Origin of the sequence: Legionella quinlivanii, assembly GCF_900461555.1 — a bacterium.
Taxonomy (GTDB): Bacteria; Pseudomonadota; Gammaproteobacteria; order Legionellales; family Legionellaceae; genus Legionella_C; species Legionella_C quinlivanii.
In genome coordinates this window covers 1614496-1637022 of record NZ_UGOX01000001.1, presented here as the reverse complement: position 1 = coordinate 1637022, position 22527 = coordinate 1614496, and the positions used below count along the sequence as shown (strand labels likewise).

The following is a 22527-nucleotide window of genomic DNA, read 5'->3' as shown; positions in this document are numbered from 1 at the left end:
AATCTGAGAGGACCATGTTATGCAGATTCCATACACAGGACAGATTTTCTGATTTCAGAAATGCAGCGGCCATTCCAGATATAATCGTAGTGGCCAGCCTGTACGGGAATGCCAAGAGCAGGTGGTCGAAAAATAGCCACACATTGTCCTCCAGCTCTTCTGGCACTTGGATACAAAATACCCCATTCATTCCTCAGTTTAATGCGTCGCCCAAACTCCTGGCTTTTAGAATAAGACTCCAGGGCGGGGCTACAAATGGACGCGTAACGATCGTTGCAAATGCTGACCAGTGCCTTGGTTACCTTTGCCTGATATTCACGCATTTGGATAATACAGGCTTTTTCATTGGAGGCTTTGAGGAAGATTTCACGGTGAAATTTTGTTTCAGCAATAGCCGTTTCGACCGAATCAGCTGCATAATAAACTCCATAAGAAGAGCCATCGCTAAACCGGGAGACGCCGAAATGGGTAAAAGCAGCCATTAACGGTGTAGAGCCTGGACCATATACCCAATCCTCTTTAGGCAGCAAGGAGATTCGTCCGTACTCATTAGCCAGACGATCATTGGTCAATCCTTCAAGAAGAGCAATCTCTTCCAGCTCTTCTGCACTTTCTGCCCAGTCAAATAAACTAACGGGCGGGTATCTTGAAGGTATTAGTCGATGCGTTTTAGCCTTATAATCAATATACTCATAATCCATTAATATCCTCGCCAATAATCAAGAAAGCGCCTTACGTCTGCAAGACGCATCAAGCTGCCGTCCAGCATAAATTCCCTTGGGGTCTTGCCATTAAATGGCGGTAAGCTATTTGCCCGCTCGATCCAGGACGTCGCCTGTTCGCTATCAATAAACAAGATTCGCAAATCTTTATAAATTCCCAAGAGTAATGAAATTCGCTCTTTTTCATCTTTGGACAAGCGTCCTTCCAACTTGTTTATCCCTTTATAATAAGTTGATGCGGCCATATCACCCATTAAAATACGGGCCTCATCAGTATCAAAATGGAATCGCTCCATTAAATTCTTTAATGATTTCCAGGCTACGCCATCGGAAATGATTACAGCAGGATTAACAGAGACTTTCATGAAATTCTCCACTTGTTCCAGTCTTGCATGCAATTTTATTCATATACAAGACCACTTTTTATAATTTTAGAATAAATTCTAAAATTAGACAAGCAATCCCCTTGCATCCATATCAATATTTTGTAACTCTGTTAAAATTAATTTAATTACGAAGAATCTATATATGCGCTTGATATTAATCATCTTATTAAGTGTTACCCTCTTTTCCCCTACTTACGCAACAGCTCTTTCTGAAGAGCAGCCTGATCCTTTAAATCTCAAATGGCTGGATAAGTCGGTATCCCCAGCGGATAATTTCTTTGCCTACGCTAATGGAACCTGGCAAAAACAAAATCCTATTCCGCCAGAATATGCAGTCTGGGGCAGTTTTTATATTCTTCAGGAAACTGTACAGGATAGAATTCATCAAATGCTGATTGCACTATCGGGTAACAAAAACCTTCCTGAAGGCAGTATTGAGCAAAAGATTGGTGATTTTTATTTTAGTGGAATGGATGAAGCCACTATTAATCAGCTGGGCATATCTCCCCTACAGGATATGTTTGACTCAATTAACTCCATAAAAAATACTAAGGATTTGCAGCAGGTTATTAGTAAGCTTCAGTTGAATGGGGTAAGTGCCTTATTCAATTTCGGCAGCATGCAGGATTTTAAGAATAGTAATGAAATGATAGGCGCTGCGATGCAGGGAGGACTAGGATTACCTGATCGCGATTACTATACAAAAACAGATAAAAAGTTTCAGGACATTCGCTCTGCTTATGTTCGACATATCGCCAAAATGCTTGAACTGGCTGGTGATGACGCTGCAACGTCTCTTAAGGAAGCAAATGAAATTATGCAGCTTGAAACCGCTTTAGCTAATGCTTCTATGACTCAAATTGAGCAGCGAAATCCCCGTGCCATTTATCACATGATGGCTGTCAATGAACTGAATAAAATAACCCCTCAGTTTTCATGGCCGGCTTATTTTAATCAGATCGGTCTTGAGAAAATCGATCATATCAATTTGGGGATGCCCAACTTTTTTAAGAAAATGAATACGTTACTCACAAGTGTTTCATTAAACACCTGGAAAAGTTACCTCCGATGGCACGTACTTGACGCCTACGCCCCCTACTTATCGAAAGCTTTTGTTGATCAAAACTTTCGAATGAGTTCTCTTTTAACCGGTACAGAAAAACTTCTGCCTCGCTGGAAACGGGTAGTAAATACCGAAAGCCAGGCATTAGGTTTTGCTATCGGTAAAATGTATGTTGAAAAATATTTCCCGCCTGCGTCGAAAGCTCAGGTAATGGAGATCCTAAATAATATTAAGCAGGCTTTACGGGATGAGTTGAAAACACTGCAATGGATGTCGCCAGCAACGCGAGAAGCCGCACTGAAAAAACTTGAACTGATGAAAGAGCGTGTGGGTTATCCTGAGAAGTGGTGGGATTATTCAAGTCTCAAAATCGACAGAGGCGCTTATGTATTGAATGTTATCAGAGCCAGTGAGTTTCTGGTCAAAAGGGATTTGAACAAGATTGGAAAACCCATTGATAAAACCGAATGGAGCATGACCCCGCAAACGGTCAATGCCTATTATGATCCTTCAATGAATAATATTAATCTCCCTGCAGGCATTTTACAGCCGCCTTTTTTTGATCCGAAGGCTCCAACCGCGGTCAATTATGGGGCGATTGGTTTTGTCATCGGACATGAAATAACCCATGGTTTTGACGATCAGGGCGCGCAATTTGATGGTTATGGGAATCTGAAAAACTGGTGGAGTGCTGAGGATTTGAAAAAATTCAATGCAGCCACCCAATGCATAATGGAGCAGTTTTCACAATATAAAGTCGATGATCTGTCAGTTCAGGGTAAACTGGTAATGGGTGAAGCCACTGCAGATCTCGGTGGATTGACTCTTGCCTATAAAGCCTTTAAACATTCGCAAGCATATAAAGATGCTAAAACTATCGATGGGTTCACCCCCGATCAGCAGTTTTTCCTGGGGACAGCTCACGTCTGGGCTTCCAATATCCGCATGGCACAGATGCGCACCCTGATTATGACTGATCCGCATCCGCCAATGATTTACCGCGTCAACGGTACTTTAGCGAACATGCCTCAGTTCCAAGCCGCTTTTGGTATTAGCGGACAAAGTCCAATGGTGAATCAAAAGCGTTGTGTGATTTGGTAGGAATGTAGAATTGGCAAGTATTTGAACAATAGTTGCCCCGCTACGTACTGTGCATTATTCACATTGAATATCATCAAGATCAAAAAGACTGCATAGCCTCGTTTAAATGCCTCAAAAAACTCCAATTGTGGGAAATTCGATTATTTTATCCTCTTATCGAGGTTCCCATGGGTTTAATAACTCTAATCCTGAATCTTCGAAATCTTTTATATTTCTTGTTACAACCACCAATCCATGAACTAAAGCTGTCGCTGCAATTAATGCATCTCTTTCTGACCGACGATCAGGTATATGAAGCTTAGCGCATCGTTGTGCAACTGCAACATCTATGTTTAAAATTCGATCTACAAAGGCAGGTAGCACATGGGCATTAAGCCACGTGCGCAAAATCGCTCCCTGAGAGGGATCTGCACGTTCCTTCTGTAAAATCCCCATTTCTATCTCAAGTATGCTAATTACTGATAAAAATAAGGATGCCGTAGATGCGGCTCTAGCCCACGATATTACATTAATATTAGCTTTGGCACCTTTTCTTATTTCTGATACAACATTTGTATCCATTAAATACATTAATCAAACCCCTCTGTACGATAAATATTTCCTTTTAGCGTTGGTGCCTCAAAGTCTAAATCTGCTGTATCAGGCATAGCTAACAAATCAACTATTGTTTCTTTAGTTTTAGATAATTTTAAATAGTCTTCAATTGTTAAAAGGACATGAGCCGGATGTCCTCTATCAGTAATAAAAACAGGCCCATGCGCAGAGGCCTTCTTTATTTTACTGACATCTTGATTAAATTCACGACTAGAAAAAGTGGAAATTGCCATTGCCAATCCCTTATTTGTAGTTACATATCTACAATATAGAGCAAACGTAGCTACTTGTCTACATTCTTTATACATTAATCTATCAACATTTTGAACAATGGTTCTGACAATCCACTAACCAGACCTTTGTAATATTTTTGAATTAGATAGGTCACTAGAGGCACACAAAAATCAACCACGGTAAGACGGATCATCGCTGCGGATAAACATTTGCGTATAATATATCCAGCCCCCTTCAATTCTTGCAATACCAATACCGGTCAGATTGTAATTACCAAGGATATTGGCCCGATGACCAGGGCTTTCCGTCCATCGTCTGGCAACCTCTTTCGCCGGAATTTTCATATAGGCAATATTTTCAGCGCCTCCCCGACACAGCTTAATTTTTTTGTACACCACATCAATCCGCTTATTAAATCCCTGATGTCCGAATGGCATTTGCTTTCTTGCCATTTCCAAACTATGACGCTGGGCTTCAATCGAAATGAGCGGTACTAATTTTAAAGGCGGCCGATGGTGCTGAGCTCGATAGCTGTTAATGTACTCAAGAATCGTTTGCTGAATTGCCGCATCACTTTGAACCGTTTTTTTGGATGTCGAAGCGATTACTGAATAAGAGAGCAATAAACCGAGAACACCCACTAGTATTTTTTTCATATTAACTCGCTACAAATGGATAAAAAATTGTCACGAGCAGAACTATCAACCAAAATGAAGATTTTGTCTACAAAGATTTTAGCAATTGCTGAGTAAAACTGGCTCGTAAATAGAAGCCGCGAGGCAAGGTCCGGATTTTTTTGCCTTCAGCATCAAATCCATCGCATAAGGAACGAGCATTGGCAGCCTTGGGTCTAACCTGGAGATATTCCCCCATTGAGGCATCAATTTCTTCAAGGCGCCCCATTCCAATCATTGTAGAATGCTCATGCCAATCGTCAGAGAGGATGCACTCTTGCTCCTCACTGGGAGACCATAAGAACCCGCTGCCTATTCGTCTTTGCTCAAAAGGGATCATAGTATCACCCTCAACCGGCACCCATAAAATCCTTTTTAGCTTTTGAAAGCATTGGGATTCTTTCCATGTTTCCCGGTGAATGCTGGTTAAAGAAATACTGGTCACAAACGTGGATTCAGCAGGCTTTCCCAGTGCATTTAGGGGAATGGTCTTTAATTCAACACCAAGATTCTCAAAATCAGGAACTGCTTTAGTGCCAGCCGTTGTTCCCAAAGCCAGTTCAATAGCTAAGCCGGTCCAACCTTTTCTCTGGCTTTGTTTTTGCGGGATTGTGCACTGTGTTAAACAGGCAAGCTGGCTAAAACTCAAACCAGCAATACGGCTACAGCGAGTCAGTAACTCGCTCTCGCTGCTTAACACGTTTTTGCATAACGAAAGGCTCATAATCGGTTGCTTTTTCTTTTAATTCAACAGTAATCGGTGGTATGGGCGGTTTAATTCCTGCTTCCTTGAATTTCGCCATGATGGCAAAGAGGACCTTGGATCGTATTTCAACCCGCGTGTTGAACTCCACGTTTATAAAATATCGTACCTCAAACTCAATCAAGGCTTCATCAATTTGCTTCAGAAACACCTGGCAGGGCGGATCAGGCACAATTTCTGGAATTGTCGCCAGTACTTCCATAATAAGGGTTTGAACCAGACATGGATCATCGGCGCGGCTCACTTTCACAGGCACTACCGTTCGGATAATACTATCCTGATGGGTCCAATTGGTGAATGGCTTGTTAAAGGTTTCAGCATTAGGTATTAATACTTCCATATTATCCCAGGAAGATACACGCATCGAACGAATACCGATATGAGCTACCTTGCCTTCATAGCCCCCCAGAGTGATTAAGTCTCCTTCCCTGACCGGCCTCTCAATTAACAGCATCAGGCCGCCTACGATATTGCTGGCGAAATCCCTCAGGCCGAAACCCATCCCGACAGCCAGACCACCGATCACCATTGACATGCCGCTAAAATCCAGTCCCAACACTCTTAGTGAGATAAAACCGCCTACCAGAATGACCGCGTATTGAGTAAAAACGGAAAGACTGTTTCTAATTCCCGCGTCACGGGCATCTCGATAGAGCCACCGGTAGCAAAACTCTCGGGTCCATTTGGAAATCCAGGCACAAATTGAAAACAGAAGAAGGAATTCAAGTACACTGATAGCTGTGATTCGTATACCCGACAAATTAACGATGGGGTACTCGCCCCATTGATGAAACTTACTGATAATAAGCGAATCAGAATGCCAGTCAAACAGCTGAAATAATACGTATAAAGAAGCCATTAACAACATAATACGTAATATTCTGTCAATGGGCTTGAGAATAACCTCAATCCACAACCAGCCATTTTTTAGACTGGAAATCATCCATTCCGACAATAATTCCAGCGCATCAAACATCAGGCCGCGGAGAAGTACATATCCTGTGATAATCATCAGGATCTGTACCTGATAGATACTCATCGTCCAGGCAAGATTGATATAACCAATAAGGCCCAGGGAAGCAGTGGTAAAAACGGTAAACGGTATTAATACTTCAAGCAATACAATGGCATGTCTCAGATATCTTTTCTTCGACTTTAATAAGGGATGGAGTAAATGCGAAATGAAATCCTTGCTCTTCCAGATCACAAGAGAAACTGCTAACAAAAATAACATGAACAGACGGTTGAATATATCCTGAATCAAGATTGCCAGCGGCAGTTGATGACTAAATACCATCAGAGCAGTAGTCCATCCTCCGGCCATCAGCAGCCATTTAAAACGATAATACAAGCGAACGTCTTTGCCCGATGAGTCGCTGATCCGCTCGAGAAGTGATCGTCTGGCGATTAAAATAAGGGTTCGAAAAGTTAGCCAGACCAGTAACAGATTGAACAGCATCTGGTAGTTGGAAAACGGAACATAATTGCCATAAAGAAGCACAAACAGAATGGCAGACACTGTCAGATGCGGTAAGTTTTTTTCAAATAAATTAAGAACACCATCATAGAGATGACCAGACAAACGAGAGCGCTCCTTATCATTGCTTCGTTTCAATACTCTGCTCAGTGCCAGAGCGCTGGCGAGAATGACACATACCCCCATCCACAACAGCGCGGCCGGAAAAGTATCCTGCCATAGATAATTATCCCTGGCCTTAAATGCGAGCGACTTGCAATAATTGTAAAATTGGGTAGGAATATGCGCCAGTTGTTTAAAAATCTCTGGCCAGCTGTCAATACGGTACTCAGACAAACTTTGCCTGACCGCCAATTGCTTTTTAAGTTCCTGCTGATGATTCTCGAGATCCTCCTGAAGGGTTTCCTCCTGAATCGAGATACCGGCAATTCTTGCATTAACTACCCGCAGCAAGGAATTAAACTGCTGCTTTAAATTGGGATCATTGAGATGAGGAAGTTCATTTTTTAACATGACAACCATTTTCTTAAGCGACTGCTCCATTTCAGATAGCTGACTGATCATATTTTTATATATTTCTGTCACTGTTTGCAGTGTGCGAATATCGGGGCTTTTCAACAGCAGAAAATCAGCTCGGGCTAATTTACCCTGCAGATTTAATTCAGCAATTTTGTGCTGAGTCAGATTAATGACCTGGTTATTCAGAAGCAATCGCGCTTCAAGACCATAGGTCGCTTTGAAATTACTGCTGGTTTTGATATCTTGCTGCAATTTTAAACTGTTTTGAAAAAGCTTTTGTAAAGAATCATTCAGCTTATCTTCCTGAGCATGGAGGCTGGTGAGCTGCTCATTCATCTGTTCTTTGGATTTCCATAGCTCCAACTGGTCTTTCTGAACTTGCAAAATCTCCTGATAACGTCTGGCAAGTTTTAAATTTTCATTAATCAGATCAATAGTTTTTTTATTAATATCGTTTAATGTATTGATTTTTTCAATCTTTTCCTGAGAACTGATTTGCGGAAGCTGGCTTGACGGAAATTGCTGTAATTGTTTCAAGCGTTGGCTAAAATCAGCCTGAAGCTTTTTCTGGTTAATCAGAAAACTTTCAAGACTGGTAATTTTGGCCTTATTCAATGCGATGGTTGCATTATTTTCCTGCAATCTTTTTTGATATTCGTCCTGGTTTCCTGGCGGTGGCAGTGTTTTTACTTCGCCAATAGCAAGGGTTAAGCTATTTTTTTCCTGAGTTAAATACTCAATGAGTTGGCTACTGCCGTTGCTATTCGCAAAACTAAACGCAGAACAAGCAAGCAAAATACCAGTGATGAACAAGATTAGAGTTTTTTTCACTTTCTTCTTATCAGTAAAGTCAATTTTCTCACTGCAAATTGACAAGTTAATTCACAATTGTACCACATTGCACTTAATGTTACCAATTTAGTTTGATTTCACGACCTGCTAAAGCTCGGATAACAGCTTTTAATCTCTCTTCCCTTAAAGTCCTCTCTCCCCTCAGGGGAGAGAGTTAGAGAGAGGGGTTAAAATCAACCCTCACCCTAGCCCTCTCCCAAACTTGGGAGAGGTGATTTTCTCTTAGGTTTACGCCCACGCCGGCGCAGGAATAAGAAAAAATTCCTTAACTTAATGGCAACGGGAGTTAGGAAGATGGACTAAAATCAACCCTCACTTTTTCACTTCCCTTTCGCCGTTGGAGCAAGCCGAATTCCTAATTCATTTAATTGCATTTCATTCACCGGGGTTGGAGCATTAGTCAGCAAACAAGACGCCGATTGCGTTTTAGGAAAAGCAATCACATCACGAATAGACGTTGAATCAGTCAATAGCATGGCCAGCCGGTCAATGCCCAGGGCAATTCCGCCATGTGGAGGACAGCCGTATTGAAGTGCATCGAGTAAAAAGCCAAACTTCTCCTGCGCCTCCTGCTCATCAATGCCCAATAATCTGAAAACAGCCTGTTGGAAATCATACTGATGAATACGAATGGAACCGCCCCCTATCTCGTAGCCATTGATCACAATATCATAAGCCTTGGCAAGCACTTGCTCAGGGTTATTCTTCATCATGTCAATATCCAGCTTTTGTGGTGAGGTGAAGGGATGATGCATCGATTGCAGGCGGTTTTCTTTTTCATCCATTTCAAACATTGGCCAGTCGGTAACCCATAACAATTGCCAGCCAGGCTGCACCAACTGTCTGTCATGACCCAAACGCACTCTCAACGCGCCCATTGATTCATTGACGACTTTATTTGAGCCGGCACCGAAAAAGACCACATCGCCAGTTTGCGCCTGCACTCGATCCAGAACCGCATTGACAATAGACTCATTTAAAAACTTGAGGATTGGCGATTGAAGCCCTTCATAGCCGAGGCTTCGATCATTGACTTTGATGTAAGCAAGTCCTTTAGCGCCATAAATACCCACGAAATCCGCGTAACCATCCAGCTCTTTTCGAGTGAGCTCACAACCTCGCGGTAATTTCATAGCAACCACACGAGATTTTGGATTCTCAGCGGCCTCAGCAAAAACCTTGAACTCACATCCCTTAACCAAATCTTCAATATCGATTAACTCTAAAGGAATACGCAAATCAGGTTTATCGCTGCCAAAACGGCGCATGGCTTCAGCAAAACTCATTCTGGGCAGTGTTTCGGGTAATTCAACCTCTAACAAGTCCTTGAATACTTTTTTTAACATTCCTTCAATGAGAGACTGAATAGCGGACTCATCAATGAATGACATTTCAATATCAAGCTGGGTAAACTCAGGTTGACGATCTGCCCGCAAATCTTCGTCCCGGAAGCAGCGTACAATCTGGTAATAACGATCGAAGCCGGACATCATCAGCAGCTGCTTAAATAATTGCGGAGACTGAGGTAAGGCATAGAATTGGCCTGGATGTACTCTTGACGGCACCAGATAATCCCGGGCACCTTCCGGCGTTGCCTTGGTCAACATAGGCGTTTCAATATCAATAAAATTCTGTTCGTTTAAATAATCACGAATTGCACGATTCATTTTATGTCGGATAATCAGATTGTCCTGCATACCCTGACGGCGTAAATCAATGTAACGGTAGCGATAGCGTAGATCCTCATTAACCACCTGAAACTCATCAGGCAGAAAAGGAGGTGTCTCGGACTGATTCAGAATTTGTAATTCAGTTCCCAGAATCTCAATTCGCCCAGTCAGCATTTTATCATTTATCATCCCGGATGGACGATTGCGCAGCTTTCCTTTAAGCTGCACGACGAACTCATGCCGTAACTTCTCCGCAACCTGAAACACATCAGAAAGTTCTGGCTCATAAACCACCTGAACAAGACCGGAGCGATCACGCACATCAAGAAAGATAACTCCCCCATGATCGCGTCGATTATGAATCCAGCCACAAATTGCAACAGTTTCCCCAATCATTGTTTCATTTACTTCAGTGCAATAATGTGAACGCATAGGAGCCGCCTATCTATAACTATTGTTTAACAATGTCAGCAGTCGAAGACTGCATAACGCCAAGAGAAATGATGTATTTTAATGCTTCATCGACACTCATTTGAAGCTCAATCACTTCTTTTTTAGGAACCAGAACCAGAAAACCAGACGTGGGATTCGGTGTGGTTGGAATAAATAAAGAAAGCATGTCCTGCCCGCAATGGCTGGTTAGCTCGTCCGTTGTTGAGCCGGTCAGAAACGCAAGACTCCACAACCCTTTTCTGGGATACTCCACTAATATGACTTTCCTGAACGCCTGGCTGTTGCTGGCAAAAACAGCCTGAATGACTTGCTTTGCCGCGGTATAAACCGAACGAACCAAGGGGATACGAGCCAGGACGGCTTCGCCCCAACCCACCAGACGCTGTCCAAAAAAGTTCGTAGCAATGATTCCAGTAATAATCAGAACCACCAGGGACAAAATTACACCAAGGCCCGGAATCCTCATCCCAATCAGGGTTTCAGGTTGATAGGCCTGCGGCAGCAGAGCAATGGTGCTATCGAGCAGTTCGATTAGGAATCGAAGTATTACCAGGGTTACTAAAATGGGCAACCATACAACCAGACCCGCAAGAATAAAGCTGCGCAGGGATTTGGATTTCAATCAGATTCACCTTTTACCTTAGTGCTTTCTGTTGTGGTTCCAGACGAGCCTTCAGAAGACGACTCTTTTTTCTGTGCCGGCTTATTTTTATTCTTGAAATCAGTAACATACCAGCCGCTGCCTTTCAGCTGAAACCCTGCTGCGGATATAAGCCTTACAGCGGTATCCTCAAAACATTGAGGACATTGCTTGATTGGGGTATCACTTATTTTTTGCATCAAATCAAAATGATGATGGCAACTTGTACATTCATACTCATAAATTGGCATCATACGCTCCATTAAATCGGTGTGCCTCGGGTAATGGAACCAACCACTCCCCTTTAATCATATATTAACCCATAGCTGTAGTCATGGGTTCCCGTATCTTTACAATTATAACGGACTAGAGCCATAACAGACAATCAGATCATGTCTTTATTTCCGTCCAATAGAAGGCCTTTGTGATAATCAGTCCTGCCCAGGTACGGCATTTGCAGACGCTCTTTTAAGGTAGTGATGTTTTTTTCAATTTCAAGCATCTCTGGGTCCAGTATATTCGCAATCCAACCAGCGACAGGACAATGGTTGGAACGCAGGACGGAATCCGTTAACAGCGCATGATTGAGACAACCTAATTTCAAGCCCACCACAAGAATAACAGGTATGTTCATTAATCGGATTAGATCAATCCAGGACTCCTGATCATTCAGTGGAACGAATAGCCCCCCAGCCCCTTCAATTAAAAGATAGTCAAAGTGAGTATATTCTTTTTTTTTACAGAAGTTTGCAATCTTTTCGGCGGTCAGAATAACATTTTCAGCGCCGGCCGCCAAATGAGGAGAGATTGGCGCAGCAAAATGCCAGCCATTAATCGGAATTTCAGGCTTAAGATTATGCTCTGTAAGCCTTACTAAATCGCTGTATACTGCCTTGCCATTTTCAAACACACAACCTGAAGCCACAGGTTTTAATGCCAGGGCTGATTTATCGCGGCCATGCAGATAATCTAAAAGTTGGCAGGTCACATAGGTTTTACCACAATCAGTATCCGTTCCGGTGATGAAATATGACTTCATTGAATGAAATCCTCCAATATATAAATAAACTCTTCCTGCTGCGACAAAAAAGGCATATGGGCTGATTTTTTAAAAAGATGATAATTAAACTGCGGATAATGTGCCTGCATGGCTTCGAGGACAGCAAAGGGAGTAATGGAGTCAAGCCGCCCAAAGCAATAGGCTATCGAAAAATTAGCCGATGTGAGCGGCTTTCGTAAATCCCATGATTCCAGAATCTCAAGCCCTGCTTTCAAAGCAGCCGTTGCAGGCAACGTATCAGGTAAAGCGCTGCTCTTACGGCGAGCCTGTAGAACTACAAAATCTTCCAGTGTCTTTCTTGGCTGGGTTTCGAGGTTTGCCAGAAATTTTTTTAAAACCTGTGGATTTACGCCGGGCCAATCGTCTTTCTTTATGAAGCAAGGCGATGCGGCGATGTTTATTAAATGGCTTACCCGCCCTGATTCAAGCGCCAGACGGGTCGCGTATAATCCTCCCAGAGACCACCCTGCTACAGCAAATTCCTGGGGTAAATGTTCAAGCAACATTTGCTGGAATTCATCCCATAACATGAGGCTGGTATGGCCGAAACCGGGTAAATCCACCAGATAAATCCTGTACTTATCCTGTAACAAAGCCGCAGTTGAAGACCAAACACGCTGATCGAATCCCCAACCATGAAAAAAAACCAGAGCGCGATTCTTTGGGTTACCGATTATATTAATATTAATTTTCATAGAATTCATGTAAACAGGCGAATAAATAATCAATGTCTTCCTGACGATGACTGGCGTTTAACACAATGCGTAAGCCAGTTTCCTTGCGTGATACGGTGGGCTGTCGCATTGATAAGGCTATTATTTTACGTTCAAGCAAGCGCGCAGCAAAAGCAGCAGCCAATTCAGGACAGCCCAGTTGCAATTGCTGAATTGGCGTTTCTGAATCGCGCCAGCATAGAGGCGACCTGCTGACTTGACTTCGAAAGTAATCTATCAATAACCGAATATAAATACGCTTATCATTGGATTTGCTGACTACTTCCAGTGAATGTAAAAGACCATATGCCATTGCCGGACTGATCGCCGTAGAATATATTGTAGAGCGGCCTGATTGAAATAGAGCATCAATCCATTCATGGCGTCCAACAACAATCGCCCCCTGAGCGCCCATCGCTTTTCCAAAGGGAATAATGCGTAAGGCAATGTCTTTTTGACTCAAGCCATAAAATGCCGACGCTCCCCGCCCTATCTCTTCCAGAACGCCAAATGAATGAGCCTCATCAATTATACATTCATAACTGTGTGCCAGAGCATCTTGAGCAACTTGTTTTAAATCAGGTTGCTGCCCGCTCATGCTAAAGATGCCTTCGGAAATAATGACTCCGCCGGCATTGGCTCTGTTTAGCTTGTTGAGTAAGTCACTCCTGCTATTGTGCAAAAATCGACTATAGCTAACACCAGAATACTTAATACCATCATAAAATGACGCATGAACTCCCTTATCAATGAGTAAATGGGTATCCAGTTTTGCGAGCATTGAAATCACAGCCAGATTGGCCGCATAACCTGAACTGAATAGCAATGCAGAGTCGACTTGCATAAACTGGCAAAATTCATTCTCCAGCATTTTATGCGTAGGATGATAACCGCAAACTGCCTGAGAAGCGCCGCTGCCGGCAGGGTAACGTTCAAAACCCCTTCGAAACGCCTGTCTCACTTGCTTATCGGCGGTTAAATTTAAATAATCATTTGAACTGAAATTGCAAAATCCGCTTTGCTCAAACACATGCCGGCTGCGATATAATCCTTTCGTTTTAATCTCATCCAGATAAAGATTGATCTTCTGCTTCATGCCATGCTGGTTTCCAGACCCAGTTTCTCAAACAATTGTTTATCCCTGGCCCTCTGCGGGTTTTCCTCAGTAAGTAATTTATCGCCAGCAAAAACCGAGTTAGCTCCGGCAAAATAGCACAAAGCCTGAAGCTCGTCGCTCATTGCAGTTCTCCCAGCCGTCAATCGAATCATACTTGCAGGCATCAGCAGTCTTGCTGTTGCAATAGTACGAACCAATTCAATACCTTCAGCAGGATTGGCTTTAGCCAGAGGAGTTCCTTCCACAGGGATTAAGCGATTGATGGGCACACTCTCGGGCGGAATTTCCATATTCGCCAGGGTCATCAAAAATTCAATACGGTCTTCCCTGGTCTCTCCCAGGCCAAGAATACCGCCGCAACATACATTAATCCCGGCATCGCGCACATGCTTGAGCGTCTGTAAACGATCATCGAAGGTTCGGGTTGTAGCCACTTTGTTATAATAAGAAGGCGAGGTATCAATGTTATGATTGTAATAATCCAGTCCAGCGTCTTTCAGAAAGGACGCCTGCTCTTCAGTTAACATTCCCAGCGTCATACAGGTTTCCATTCCCAGCGCCTTTACTTCCTCGATCATTGTTTTCAATTGGGGAAGTGCTTTCTCTGGAGGGCAACGCCAGGCAGCCCCCATACAAAAGCGTTTGGCACCGCCCTCCCTGGCTTCTCTGGCAGCCTGAAGCACCTGTTCCAGACTCATCAGCTTTTCTTTCTCAACATGGGTTTTATAATGACCGCTTTGAGAGCAGTAACCGCAATCTTCAGGGCAGGCGCCTGTTTTAATACTCAGTAAAGTAGCCACTTGCAATTGATTTGCGGGATGATACTGGCGATGAGTCTGATGGGCCATAAAAATCAAATCATTGAAGGGTTGGGAATAGATTGCGGTCACCTCTTCCAGGCTCCAGCCGGCATCTGGTCTGTTCATTCAATACCTCGCTTTTATTATTTTTTCAGTACGTATTATTCCGGCTTCAAATTCAAAAACCGAGAATCAATCCCGTCAGGCACTGCCCTGAGATTTAACGCCTACTCCTACGTCCCTCGGCCGAGGGACGTAGGTATATCAATGAGCCCCACTAAATTAAAATTTTCATATCAATCGCAGCATGATAAAGTGTTTGCCTTTATTGTCAACCTGAGATTTTAAAATGGTTAACATAGACTGTATCGATAAAGATTTACGACACATATGGCATCCATGCATGCAAATGAAGGACTTTGAGCAGTCTCGGCCTGTAGTGGTGAACAATGCAAAAGGAAGTTATCTTTATACTGATAAGGGCGTATTGATTGACGCTATTTCCAGCTGGTGGTGTAAATCCCTGGGACACAGACATCCTGCTATACAATCTGCTATAAAAAAACAACTTGAACAATTTGAGCAGGTAATTGCTGCCAATACTACCCATCCGGCTCTTGCAGAACTGGGTGAGCAATTGGCTTTTTTGAGCGGAAAACAGCATTCATTTTTTGCCAGTGATGGCAGTTCGGCTGTGGAAATCGCTCTTAAGCTCGCCTTGCATACCTCTCAATTAAAAGGAAACCATGAAAAGCGTGACTTTATCGCTTTAAAAAATGCCTATCATGGCGAGACATTGGGCGCTTTAGGCGTTAGCGATCTAGGTATTTACAAACAACCCTATGAAGGTATTGGTCCTCGCTGTCATTTTATTGAGTCGATACCTTATGTTAATCACTCCAAAGATCCTTTGTGGACTGACTGCAGCGGTTATTGGGATAAAACCCTCGATTCACTGGAATCATTAAAATCGACTGCCTGTGCGATTATCGTAGAGCCGATTATTCAGGGAGCGGGCGGCATGCTTTGCTATAGTGCTGATTTTTTGCTCAAACTGGCACAATGGGCGAAAGCGAATAACATCTATCTGATCGCGGATGAAATTATGACTGGAATGTGCCGCACAGGCGAATGGTTCGCTTTTCAGCATGCCGGAATTCAACCTGATATGATTTGCCTTTCCAAAGGCTTAACCGGGGGTACCATTCCCTTAAGCTGCGTGCTGATTGATGATGAGATTTATCAATTATTTTACCATGATTATGAAAAAGGCCGCTCCTTTCTTCATTCGCATACCCATAGTGCAAATGCAATCGGTGTTGCCGCGGCTTTGGCTGCTATCAAAACCATGCAGCTTGAAAAAACAGAGCAACAAGCTACCCGACTGGGGCATATGATGCATTCTCTTTTTAAAGAGATCGCAGATAAAACTAATAAATTACATAATGTTCGCTCAATTGGTGCGATGGTTGCAGCCGAACTTGTTCCCAATCCTAAACACAGTCGAACAGGTTTTTATTTTTATCAGCAGGCATTAAAGCGAGGAGCATTATTGAGACCGATGGGTGATACCATTTATTGGCTTCCCCCATTGAACAGCGATGACGAAACCATTGTTAAATTAGCCGAAATCACATTAAACTCTATTTATGCCACCTATCGCTGACATTTAATTTAATAGAGCCCAATGAACGCCGCTCAACATCGCTATAACCACCTGTTTACCCGGTTCACTATTTTGTGGCTGCTATTTACGCTCATTATTTTAATTGGCACATTCTATTACCATTGGCAGCAACTGCATATTCAGCATCAAAACAAATTAATCGCCGAAGCGAATAAAATAAGCAAGCAATTCGATCATTTTGTCTCTATCAATCTGGAGTTATTTGGCTATTTGGAAAGTCCGCCAGACCTTTGCCGGAATTTAATGCCAAAACTTAATGAAAAACTGTATAACAACCCTTTTATTTCAGCAGTAATAATTACTAATTATAGAAATGAGTTACTATGCTCAACGCTAAAAAAATCAATCACTCTTCCCAAACCCAGCCATTATAACCCTTCTTTCTCAGGTCCTTACAAGCTTGGAGAGGGCATGGATGAATCCTTCTTAATACAGCAACAGCTTGGCGGTTACACTATTGGCCTTCTCGTACTTGAAACTGTGGTTAATAATTTCATTGAAGAACGCAATCAGAATTTTTCGGAAATTGATATCTACGATAATGAAACGAAACGGATATTGTCGAGAATTGGAAAGACCGCTCATAATTATATCCATATTCGTAGACAGTTAAAAAACGCAGATAATATCCACCTTGATTTTTTTGCAAAACAGGCAGCAATAAGCAATTATTTTGTAATGAAGGAACTCATTCTTAATCTTAGCCTTCTCCTTTTATCTCTCCTGGTTTATTTGTATTGCTCGCATTTGATAAGCCATCGTCTCTCATTGACCTATGCCATCAATGATGCAATCCGCTCACAGCATTTTCACCCGGTTTACCAACCCATATGGAACTCCAGTGAGGACAGGTTTTTAGGAGCAGAAGTTCTAATTCGCTGGGAAACTGCCGAGCAGGAAATTATCATGCCTGACTTTTTTATCGAGGAAGCAGAGCGATCCGGCTTAATTATCCCGATTACCTGGCAACTTATTGAACGCGCCCTTTCTGAAACCGCTGAATTATTAACAGCGCATCCTGAATTCCATCTGGCATTCAATCTTTCAGCCCACCATTTCAGACATCCTTATTTCTTTTCTGAATTTTTTGAATTTTGCAAAGCGAAAACTATTCGGCCTCAACAACTTATCCTTGAGTTAACGGAAAGAGAGTTCCTGGATAAAGATAATCCGCAAATCATCAGACAAATGCAGGAATTAAAAAAGCTCGGGTTCTCCATTGCTATTGATGATTTCGGCACAGGGCATGCAAGTATCAATTACCTGCAACATTTTCCTTTTAATTATCTTAAAATTGATAAATTATTCATTCAGGCAATTGGCACAGGCGCGGTAACTGAGAGCTTAAATCAAGCCATCATTGATCTGGCCAATACCTTGAAATTATCCATAATTGCAGAAGGCGTTGAAACAAAAGAACAATACGATTTTCTATTAGATAAAGGAGTATACTGGATGCAGGGCTGGTATTTTGCCAAAGCCATGAGTCGGGATGAGCTTCTTGATTTAATCCGTTATAAGGCTAGATGATGATAAAAAAATATAATGCTTTAATTCCCGCGCTTCTTTTTATAGTGATCCCTTCTGGTTTCAGCCAGCCGGGGAATGCAGAAGAAAACTGGAAATGCCGTGCTTATGATCAAACAAAGAAAGAGTGGCTGGCCGTTAGCAATTATGAATTGACCGCATTAAACAAAGCATTTGATTCCTGTAAAAAAGAAAGCCAGTTCCCGCTTACCTGTAAAGCGACACGCGCTAACTGCGAGGGTTTTGCCGATGGGCATTCGCTAAGCCCTTTGTGGCAGTGCACTGCGCTCGATGATGACGCGCAAGCCTGGTTAAGTATTTATTATCGGCATCGCGATGACGCTGTATTTTCTGCAAAAGAGTATTGCCGCAATCATAGCAAAGTTCCGGAAACCTGTTATGTTAATTTGTTAACTTGCAGAAATATTAATCAGCAATATTGATTGAGGCTCCTATGTTTACCATTGGCTTGACCGGGAATATTGCCAGCGGCAAATCAACCGTTATTAATCTGTTTAAATCACTGGGCGCTAATATTATTATTGCCGATGATATCGCTCGCGAATTAACACAAAGCGGCTCTCCCGCTTTAGTAGCTATCAAAGCCCATTTCGGCCCTTCGGTAATCACAGCCGGCAATGAATTGAATCGGGCGGCATTAAGAAGGATAATATTTGACAATACAAAAGAGAGGCTTTGGCTGGAAGCCTTACTACATCCCCAGATTCAAAAAACAATCGCAGAACGGGTAGCTGATCATAATTCAACAACTTACAACGTTATCGAGATCCCTTTATTAAAAGATCGGAATAACTATCCCTATCTGGATCGGGTTTTAGCTCTTATAGCCAATGAAGAGGTACAAATTGCACGGGTCATTGCCCGGGATCACTGTGATGTCGTCCAGGCAAAAAAAATTATTGCGTCTCAACCCAGTATCGAGGATCGAAAAGCAATTGCAGATGACTTACTGATAAACGATGGGAATCTGAACGAATTAACAAATAATATCAAAAATTTGCATGAGAAGTATTTACAATTGGCCATGCTAAAGCGATCATAAATCTTTAATCCGATTTTAGCCCAATTGAGCAGGCTAAGGATAGCATTCTACATGCAGCAAGAAACAATTACATTTCAACTGGCGACCCATTCCTTGCCCAAAATTGCCTTGCGTCTTGAATGCCTGCATCAGATTATAAAAGAGGCTTGTGCCGAATATCATCCCGTTATTCATCATTATGCCTTGCAAAAGCTTATCGAAACTGTTCAACTGATTCAAAAACCTGAATTAAAAAGTCGGTTTCTTAAGGAGTTAATGCGCATAGAACATAGCGTTAACAGAAGCAATGCGCTCTCTCCCGAACTATATGCCCGCTTATTTACACAAATTCAGATTTTATCGAATACCATCGGACGTTTTGGAGATGATATTCACCAGGATCCTTTTCTCAACGCAATCCGTACCGCCCAATCCAGCCAGCATCTTGACTGTGAGGCGCATCCTCCTCAATTAATATTGTGGATGGAATCTTACCCCGAGTTCAGACAGAGTCAGTTGAGCCAATGGCTTGGATCCCTGCGCCTTTTACATGATACCGTCAGTATCTACCTGAGTTTATTGAGAAACAGCGCCGACTATTTTCAGATTAGCCTGAATAATGGATTTTATCAGCAACAATTACCGCCCCGTTCTTCCTGTCATCTTATTTTGCTGCGTATGGAAAAAGCCTCAGGAATGGTACCCAAAATGCAGCTGGGACATCATGGTTTGAGTTTAAGCTTATGTGAAATGAGTACTATGCGCGAGATCAGAGATAGCAATGCGAAGCTCGATATTGCGATTTGCCAGCTTTAATTTCACCAGTCGACAAGCAGGAATTTTTTACACCCTTCTTTCCGGGCTTTTATTTGGGCTATTAGGTTATTTTGGGATGAGCCTTATTAATGCTCAGCTTTCCGTATATAACGCTCAATTCTGGCGATTTTTAATATCAGCAATTTGTCTGTCGCTTATGCTGCTCCCTTCTTTAAGCAAGACAAGTATTGCAAAAATCGAATTATTCAAGCTTTTTTTGTGCGGCAGTTTTTTTTACAGTAGCTGCGCGATTTTTTATTTTCAAGCCAGTAAGCATATTGGTTCGGGTTTAGCGATGATTATTTTCTATACTTATCCAGTGATGGTCATGATCACCAATAAAATGGTTTTTCACATTTCAATCAGCAAAATATATTACCCCGTAGTACTAATGATTGCCTGCGGACTTATTTTATTGACTAATGGCAGTATCAATAAAAACCTGAATTTATCAGGCATTTTGTTTAGCCTGATAGCAGCATTTTTGTATGCTCTTTATATCCTTTGCGGCAAAAAAAGCCCCGTTCCCCCTTTACCTGCCAGTTTGATGCTGTGTTTAGGCTGTTTACCGACTTGTTTTTTAGCCGCCTGGCTTGATCAATCTTTCTCAGTTCCCAACGGTTTTCACAACTGGATTAATTTGCTTGGACTAAGTATTCTTTGTACCGCCCTTCCCATAATGTGTTTGTTAAAAGGATTGCAATATCTTAATACTGTTCAAGCCTCTATTCTCTCCGTGCTTGAGCCCATTTTTGTTTTGCTGTTTGGAGTGCTTCTTTTAGGAGAGCAAATCAATTTAATTCAGATGGCAGGGGTAATAGTGCTGCTATGCGGTGCCTTCTTATCCCTGCTTTTTTGATGATAATACAATTCCGTCTGCTGCGGGAAAATCTCTGTTTTACATACTGAAATAATGCTTACTGTTTTCAAATTGCAGACTTGTGGCTTTTTCCTGCTTTTCTAAAATTACACCAATATAAATAGCTAAAGCCGGTCCCTGACTAATACTGGCCGCTGCTATAATCAAATCACTGATACTATTTAGCGGTTCCCCATGCAAGCTTTTCTGCTGTTTAAATAAGTCAATGGCTCGCTCTCTGATGCTTCCGGAAGTTGTCAAAGCGGAAATGCCTCGACTGGTGTGTCTTGCTTGAAAATACTCTTTCAAAACAGCATGGGCTTTTTCTACTTCACTGCCGTTTGTTTTATCCCAAATTTCACCAAGAGTTAATTCTATGCTCATATTATCTCCATTAGATACTGTGAGCCCTAATATATCACATTTTGATGAATTTATATACACACCCATAATTATACCTCTCCATCGTATATTTCCTGAGTGTACTGGTGAGGGAAAAAATTATTTGAAGTGGTATAAAACTGTTGGTAGAATTTCGCTCAAAACAAGGAGTAAGTTATGACAATCAATAAAAAAAATAATTCCAATCCCAATCAATTCTTTACTCGCATTCCTGAAAATATTCTTGACGATAAAATTCCTACCATGAGAAGTGTGCTTCTCCTTAATCGCCCTGAAGAAATCAAAGAAGATGAGGAAAAAATCAGTTCCTCAAGTGGATTGGGCAGGCCAGGGTTATAAAGATGAATGCTTATCTTCCCTTTGAGCAGATTAGCGCCGTTCCTCAAAGGAATATGTCCAGCATTCTGCATGAAGCCTATAAACATCGATTTATTCACAGCCTGATCAAACTGATAAATTATGCCCAACAGGTCCTGGATAAAGATTATACTGCTCTAATCGCTCGACTAGACCAACTAGAGCCCGAGAGCAAAAACTATATTTCACCCTGGCTTTACGCTCACTATTTCTGGCTTCTGGAGGCGATGCGAAGCGATTCTGTATTGGAGGTGAATCGAATTATTCGCGACATTATTTTTAATACGCAGTGGATTATCACTGAAACTCAGATTTCTTTGGGATTACAGGAAGATTGGGAAAAAAAGATCTTTGCCGAGGAAGTAAACATTGCCTTTGGTTCAGATCCATTAAATGCTTATACCCCGCCGCAAAACGAATTATTTGAATTCAAAAACCAGGTTTCAACTGCACTGCAACTCATCAAAACAGCTGACAATTGCTTTATGGAGGAAGTAAATGAGTTTGTATCTGCCATTTATCTGGTAAAAAGTGAAGTGAAAATAGTTGGAGCGACTTCCCCGAAGTTTTTTGGAGCGATTTATTTGTCTCTACCTGATGGAAATACTCCTGAATTTTCTAATCTATTGTTGATTGAGCATCTTGTTCATGAAACATCTCATTTATTTCTTAATAGTATTCTTGCTCATGACCCACTGATTTTAAATGAGGAGGATAAAAACTATGTTTCTCCAATTCGCAGTGATTTAAGGCCGATGCTGGGTATTTATCATACAAGCTTTGTATTAAGCCGGGTCATCAGAATTTTTAAAAAGCTGAAAAACCTGGATTTGCATGACAATCAGTTGCTTGAATCAGCCATTAAAAATTTATCAGATAAATATCATCAGGCTTACGCTACCACGCATGCAGAAGGAATTCATACCGAGCTTGGAAAACAGATTTTACTATCCACACAGGAGTGCGCACGGGCTTGATATTAATACAGTCCCCACTGGT

The 22527-nt window shown here is 42.0% G+C and carries 24 protein-coding genes; 9 read left to right on the top strand and 15 right to left on the bottom strand.

Annotated elements, in window-relative coordinates:
* Nucleotides 1-17: 17 nt before the first annotated feature.
* Together DYH61_RS07040 and DYH61_RS07035 are read right to left on the bottom strand one after the other, a co-directional pair.
* A complete protein-coding gene (locus DYH61_RS07040; protein WP_058506504.1) occupies nucleotides 18-701 on the bottom strand; it encodes an RES family NAD+ phosphorylase in 684 nt (227 codons plus the stop codon).
* The gene (locus DYH61_RS07035) at nucleotides 701-1087 is read right to left on the bottom strand and encodes an antitoxin Xre-like helix-turn-helix domain-containing protein (protein WP_058506505.1); all 387 of its coding nucleotides are present in this window, start codon (nucleotides 1085-1087) and stop codon (nucleotides 701-703) included. The genes DYH61_RS07040 and DYH61_RS07035 overlap by 1 nt, the downstream gene beginning before the upstream one ends.
* A 163-nt stretch (nucleotides 1088-1250) precedes the next feature.
* Between DYH61_RS07035 and DYH61_RS07030 the strand changes: the two genes are divergently transcribed.
* Nucleotides 1251-3272 carry a M13 family metallopeptidase gene (locus tag DYH61_RS07030; RefSeq protein ID WP_058506506.1) on the top strand — a complete coding sequence of 674 codons (2022 nt, stop codon included), beginning with the start codon at nucleotides 1251-1253 and terminating at the stop codon, nucleotides 3270-3272.
* Nucleotides 3273-3425: 153 nt separating this feature from the next.
* Here DYH61_RS07030 and DYH61_RS07025 read toward each other — a convergent pair whose 3' ends face one another.
* The 12 genes from DYH61_RS07025 to bioB form a co-directional block, all read right to left on the bottom strand.
* A complete protein-coding gene (locus DYH61_RS07025; protein WP_058506507.1) occupies nucleotides 3426-3842 on the bottom strand; it encodes a type II toxin-antitoxin system VapC family toxin in 417 nt (138 codons plus the stop codon).
* Nucleotides 3842-4099: a type II toxin-antitoxin system Phd/YefM family antitoxin gene (locus tag DYH61_RS07020; RefSeq protein WP_058506508.1), complete on the bottom strand. Its 258-nt coding sequence runs from the start codon at nucleotides 4097-4099 to the stop codon at nucleotides 3842-3844. The genes DYH61_RS07025 and DYH61_RS07020 overlap by 1 nt, the downstream gene beginning before the upstream one ends.
* Before the next feature lie 171 nt (nucleotides 4100-4270).
* Nucleotides 4271-4756 (bottom strand): CAP domain-containing protein, encoded by a 486-nt coding sequence (locus DYH61_RS07015; protein ID WP_065236108.1) that lies wholly within the window; start codon nucleotides 4754-4756, stop codon nucleotides 4271-4273.
* A gap of 67 nt (nucleotides 4757-4823) precedes the next feature.
* Nucleotides 4824-5498 carry a DNA mismatch repair endonuclease MutH gene (mutH, locus tag DYH61_RS07010; protein WP_058506509.1) on the bottom strand — a complete coding sequence of 225 codons (675 nt, stop codon included), beginning with the start codon at nucleotides 5496-5498 and terminating at the stop codon, nucleotides 4824-4826.
* A complete protein-coding gene (locus DYH61_RS07005) occupies nucleotides 5437-8364 on the bottom strand; it encodes a mechanosensitive ion channel domain-containing protein (RefSeq protein WP_234999803.1) in 2928 nt (975 codons plus the stop codon). The genes mutH and DYH61_RS07005 overlap by 62 nt, the downstream gene beginning before the upstream one ends.
* Nucleotides 8365-8705: 341 nt before the next feature.
* Nucleotides 8706-10487 carry an aspartate--tRNA ligase gene (aspS, locus tag DYH61_RS07000; protein WP_058506510.1) on the bottom strand — a complete coding sequence of 594 codons (1782 nt, stop codon included), beginning with the start codon at nucleotides 10485-10487 and terminating at the stop codon, nucleotides 8706-8708.
* 19 nt (nucleotides 10488-10506) lie between these two features.
* On the bottom strand, nucleotides 10507-11130 hold the full coding sequence (locus DYH61_RS06995; protein WP_058506511.1) for a DUF502 domain-containing protein: 624 nt from the start codon (nucleotides 11128-11130) through the stop codon (nucleotides 10507-10509).
* Nucleotides 11127-11399, bottom strand: coding sequence for an FmdB family zinc ribbon protein (locus DYH61_RS06990; RefSeq protein ID WP_058506512.1), 273 nt, complete (start codon nucleotides 11397-11399; stop codon nucleotides 11127-11129). Before DYH61_RS06990 ends, DYH61_RS06995 begins: the two co-directional genes overlap by 4 nt.
* Nucleotides 11400-11533: 134 nt before the next feature.
* Nucleotides 11534-12187 (bottom strand): dethiobiotin synthase, encoded by a 654-nt coding sequence (gene bioD, locus DYH61_RS06985; protein ID WP_058506513.1) that lies wholly within the window; start codon nucleotides 12185-12187, stop codon nucleotides 11534-11536.
* Nucleotides 12184-12903: an alpha/beta fold hydrolase gene (locus tag DYH61_RS06980; protein WP_058507280.1), complete on the bottom strand. Its 720-nt coding sequence runs from the start codon at nucleotides 12901-12903 to the stop codon at nucleotides 12184-12186. The genes bioD and DYH61_RS06980 overlap by 4 nt, the downstream gene beginning before the upstream one ends.
* Nucleotides 12893-14017, bottom strand: coding sequence for an aminotransferase class I/II-fold pyridoxal phosphate-dependent enzyme (locus DYH61_RS06975; protein ID WP_058506514.1), 1125 nt, complete (start codon nucleotides 14015-14017; stop codon nucleotides 12893-12895). The genes DYH61_RS06980 and DYH61_RS06975 overlap by 11 nt, the downstream gene beginning before the upstream one ends.
* Nucleotides 14014-14964, bottom strand: a complete 951-nt coding sequence (gene bioB / locus DYH61_RS06970; RefSeq protein WP_058506515.1) for a biotin synthase BioB — start codon at nucleotides 14962-14964, stop codon at nucleotides 14014-14016. The genes DYH61_RS06975 and bioB overlap by 4 nt, the downstream gene beginning before the upstream one ends.
* Before the next feature lie 223 nt (nucleotides 14965-15187).
* On the opposite strand from bioB, the gene bioA reads away from it, so the two are divergent.
* From bioA to DYH61_RS06940, 6 genes are read left to right on the top strand one after another with little or no spacing between them, the layout of a single operon-like run.
* Nucleotides 15188-16504, top strand: a complete 1317-nt coding sequence (gene bioA / locus DYH61_RS06965) for an adenosylmethionine--8-amino-7-oxononanoate transaminase (protein ID WP_058506516.1) — start codon at nucleotides 15188-15190, stop codon at nucleotides 16502-16504.
* A 21-nt stretch (nucleotides 16505-16525) separates the two neighbouring features.
* Complete coding sequence (locus DYH61_RS06960) at nucleotides 16526-18055, top strand: EAL domain-containing protein (protein WP_058506517.1); 1530 nt, start codon at nucleotides 16526-16528, stop codon at nucleotides 18053-18055.
* The gene (locus DYH61_RS06955) at nucleotides 18052-18495 is read left to right on the top strand and encodes a hypothetical protein (protein WP_133129071.1); all 444 of its coding nucleotides are present in this window, start codon (nucleotides 18052-18054) and stop codon (nucleotides 18493-18495) included. Before DYH61_RS06960 ends, DYH61_RS06955 begins: the two co-directional genes overlap by 4 nt.
* An 11-nt stretch (nucleotides 18496-18506) precedes the next feature.
* On the top strand, nucleotides 18507-19115 hold the full coding sequence (gene coaE / locus DYH61_RS06950) for a dephospho-CoA kinase (RefSeq protein WP_058506519.1): 609 nt from the start codon (nucleotides 18507-18509) through the stop codon (nucleotides 19113-19115).
* A gap of 51 nt (nucleotides 19116-19166) precedes the next feature.
* Nucleotides 19167-19910, top strand: a complete 744-nt coding sequence (zapD, locus tag DYH61_RS06945) for a cell division protein ZapD (protein WP_058506520.1) — start codon at nucleotides 19167-19169, stop codon at nucleotides 19908-19910.
* Complete coding sequence (locus DYH61_RS06940) at nucleotides 19876-20769, top strand: DMT family transporter (protein WP_058506521.1); 894 nt, start codon at nucleotides 19876-19878, stop codon at nucleotides 20767-20769. Before zapD ends, DYH61_RS06940 begins: the two co-directional genes overlap by 35 nt.
* A 39-nt stretch (nucleotides 20770-20808) precedes the next feature.
* On the opposite strand, the gene DYH61_RS06935 is transcribed toward DYH61_RS06940, so the two are convergent.
* Entirely contained in the window at nucleotides 20809-21153 is a 345-nt protein-coding gene (locus DYH61_RS06935; protein ID WP_058506522.1) for a hypothetical protein, read from the bottom strand.
* A 174-nt stretch (nucleotides 21154-21327) separates the two neighbouring features.
* On the opposite strand from DYH61_RS06935, the gene DYH61_RS06930 reads away from it, so the two are divergent.
* Together DYH61_RS06930 and DYH61_RS06925 are read left to right on the top strand one after the other, a co-directional pair.
* Complete coding sequence (locus tag DYH61_RS06930) at nucleotides 21328-21510, top strand: hypothetical protein (RefSeq protein ID WP_058506523.1); 183 nt, start codon at nucleotides 21328-21330, stop codon at nucleotides 21508-21510.
* A gap of 2 nt (nucleotides 21511-21512) precedes the next feature.
* Entirely contained in the window at nucleotides 21513-22505 is a 993-nt protein-coding gene (locus DYH61_RS06925; protein WP_058506524.1) for an aKG-HExxH-type peptide beta-hydroxylase, read from the top strand.
* Nucleotides 22506-22527: the final 22 nt, after the last annotated feature.

Bases quoted from the DNA above. Each gene is read 5' to 3' on its own strand.
- bioD (WP_058506513.1), bottom strand. From the start codon at position 12,187: ATGAAGTCATATTTCATCACCGGAACGGATACTGATTGTGGTAAAACC.
- DYH61_RS07020 (WP_058506508.1), bottom strand. From the start codon at position 4,099: ATGGCAATTTCCACTTTTTCTAGTCGTGAATTTAATCAAGATGTCAGT.
- coaE (WP_058506519.1), top strand. From the start codon at position 18,507: ATGTTTACCATTGGCTTGACCGGGAATATTGCCAGCGGCAAATCAACC.
- DYH61_RS06940 (WP_058506521.1), top strand. From the start codon at position 19,876: ATGCGAAGCTCGATATTGCGATTTGCCAGCTTTAATTTCACCAGTCGA.
- DYH61_RS07040 (WP_058506504.1), bottom strand. From the start codon at position 701: ATGGATTATGAGTATATTGATTATAAGGCTAAAACGCATCGACTAATA.
- DYH61_RS07035 (WP_058506505.1), bottom strand. From the start codon at position 1,087: ATGAAAGTCTCTGTTAATCCTGCTGTAATCATTTCCGATGGCGTAGCC.
- DYH61_RS07030 (WP_058506506.1), top strand. From the start codon at position 1,251: ATGCGCTTGATATTAATCATCTTATTAAGTGTTACCCTCTTTTCCCCT.
- aspS (WP_058506510.1), bottom strand. From the start codon at position 10,487: ATGCGTTCACATTATTGCACTGAAGTAAATGAAACAATGATTGGGGAA.
- mutH (WP_058506509.1), bottom strand. From the start codon at position 5,498: ATGAGCCTTTCGTTATGCAAAAACGTGTTAAGCAGCGAGAGCGAGTTA.
- DYH61_RS06960 (WP_058506517.1), top strand. From the start codon at position 16,526: ATGAACGCCGCTCAACATCGCTATAACCACCTGTTTACCCGGTTCACT.
- DYH61_RS06980 (WP_058507280.1), bottom strand. From the start codon at position 12,903: ATGAAAATTAATATTAATATAATCGGTAACCCAAAGAATCGCGCTCTG.
- DYH61_RS06955 (WP_133129071.1), top strand. From the start codon at position 18,052: ATGATGATAAAAAAATATAATGCTTTAATTCCCGCGCTTCTTTTTATA.
- DYH61_RS07015 (WP_065236108.1), bottom strand. From the start codon at position 4,756: ATGAAAAAAATACTAGTGGGTGTTCTCGGTTTATTGCTCTCTTATTCA.
- bioB (WP_058506515.1), bottom strand. From the start codon at position 14,964: ATGAACAGACCAGATGCCGGCTGGAGCCTGGAAGAGGTGACCGCAATC.
- DYH61_RS06935 (WP_058506522.1), bottom strand. From the start codon at position 21,153: ATGAGCATAGAATTAACTCTTGGTGAAATTTGGGATAAAACAAACGGC.
- DYH61_RS06975 (WP_058506514.1), bottom strand. From the start codon at position 14,017: ATGAAGCAGAAGATCAATCTTTATCTGGATGAGATTAAAACGAAAGGA.
- bioA (WP_058506516.1), top strand. From the start codon at position 15,188: ATGGTTAACATAGACTGTATCGATAAAGATTTACGACACATATGGCAT.
- DYH61_RS06990 (WP_058506512.1), bottom strand. From the start codon at position 11,399: ATGCCAATTTATGAGTATGAATGTACAAGTTGCCATCATCATTTTGAT.
- DYH61_RS07025 (WP_058506507.1), bottom strand. From the start codon at position 3,842: ATGTATTTAATGGATACAAATGTTGTATCAGAAATAAGAAAAGGTGCC.
- DYH61_RS06930 (WP_058506523.1), top strand. From the start codon at position 21,328: ATGACAATCAATAAAAAAAATAATTCCAATCCCAATCAATTCTTTACT.
- DYH61_RS06925 (WP_058506524.1), top strand. From the start codon at position 21,513: ATGAATGCTTATCTTCCCTTTGAGCAGATTAGCGCCGTTCCTCAAAGG.
- zapD (WP_058506520.1), top strand. From the start codon at position 19,167: ATGCAGCAAGAAACAATTACATTTCAACTGGCGACCCATTCCTTGCCC.